Below are 1,626 nucleotides of genomic sequence, written 5' to 3' on the forward strand. Positions count from 1 at the left end.
CGAAGCTGCCAGCAGCTCCCGACAAACACTATGCCGAAGATTGGGCTGATTGGCCCAACTTCCTTCGCAATGAGCGCCCTAGAGAAAAATACGTGACGCTCGCCGAGGCGTCCGAAGCCGCTCAGCGATTGGGCTTCAAAACACGCACCGAATACCATGAGGGCTACCAAAAAGACCCGAAGTTGCCATCGAATCCCCAACGAAGTTATGCCGGAGAGTGGGATGATTGGTATAGCTTTCTTGGCGTTGAGCGCCCCGAGAGGTACGCGGCGCTTGCCGAGGCGTCCGAAGCCGCTCAGCGCTTGGGGTTCAAAACGCAGCAGGAATACTATGAGGACTACCAAAAAGACCCGAAGTTGCCATCACAACCCTCTGTTTTCTATGCCGAAGATTGGGATGATTGGTATAGCTTCCTTGGCACTGAACGCCCCAGTGAGAAGCACGCCACTGTCGCCGAGGCGTCCGAAGCCGCTCAACGCTTGGGGTTAAAAACACAGGCGGAATACTATGAGGACTACCAAAAAGACCCGAAGCTGCCAGGTTCTCCCAACGACTTTTATGCCGAAGATTGGAGTAGTTGGTACAACTTCCTTGGCACTGGACGCCCCGATGGGAAGTACGCAACGCTCGCCGAGGCGTCCGAAGCCGCTCAGCGCTTGGGATTCAAAACGTCCACAGAATACTTTGAGGGCTACAAACAAGACCCGAAGCTGCCACGCCATCCCGACGGAATGTATCGCAGAAATTGGGCTGATTGGTACAGTTTTCTTGGCAATGAGCGTCCCAAAGAAAAGTACGCGACGCTCGCCGAGGCGTCCGAAGCAGCCCAGCGCTTGGGATTCAAAACACAGAAGGAATTCTACGAGGGCTACAAACAAGACCCGAAGCTGACAGTAAGTCCCTTCGACATCTATGCCGAAGATTGGGATGATTGGTACAGCTACCTTGGCATTGAGCGCCCCGTTAAGAGGTACGCGACGCTCGCCGAGGCGTCCGAAGCCGCTCAATGCTTGGGGTTAAAAACAGGTGCAGAATACTTCAGGGGCTACGAAAAAGACCCGAAGTTGCCATCGCAGCCGAATAAAACTTATTCCGAACATTGGATATCTTGGCCTCACTTCCTGGGCAACGAAAACGCCATTAATCGAGAACTGACCAGCAAATACCCCGAGTTTTGGAAAGCCATTCAGTGTTATGTAGAGGCTGGTACAGGCCAATCCAACAAATACTCACATTTGAGAGCACTCCTTAGATTTTACGTGGACAAGTTGGGCTTGGTTGACGACCCGGGAGCCATGCTGTCAAGGGATATCCCGTTTGATGAGCGAGCGTACGAAAACTTCATAAATGTCACCGCAGATACTGTAAAAAAACCACGGCATAACGCCTGTTCCGCTTTTTTCGAGTGGATTTTGGAGACTTATTGCTCTGACGAGGACGATAACGGTGAGCTGATAGTTCTGCCCGGCTACCGCAATCCTCTTAGAACCGTTCTCAAGGGTTTGTTAGATCAGTTACCCAGTTACAAGCGCAGTGAATCAGACAAGCCTCCATTGCCCATGGATGCCATTGTACGAGCCAAGCAGCATCTGATTCCGCTAGAGGCGACGTCGTTTCGCGATCTCT

1 protein-coding gene is annotated in these 1,626 nt (G+C 52.3%); it reads left to right on the forward strand.

Going from position 1 to position 1,626, the window contains the following annotated elements:
• Window positions 1-1,626 (forward strand): VPA1269 family protein (locus BY454_RS16480; protein ID WP_258075688.1); only part of this gene is annotated, 1,626 nt, incomplete at both ends.

This window comes from Marinobacter persicus, assembly GCF_002934325.1.
Lineage (GTDB): Bacteria > Pseudomonadota > Gammaproteobacteria > Pseudomonadales > Oleiphilaceae > Marinobacter > Marinobacter persicus_A.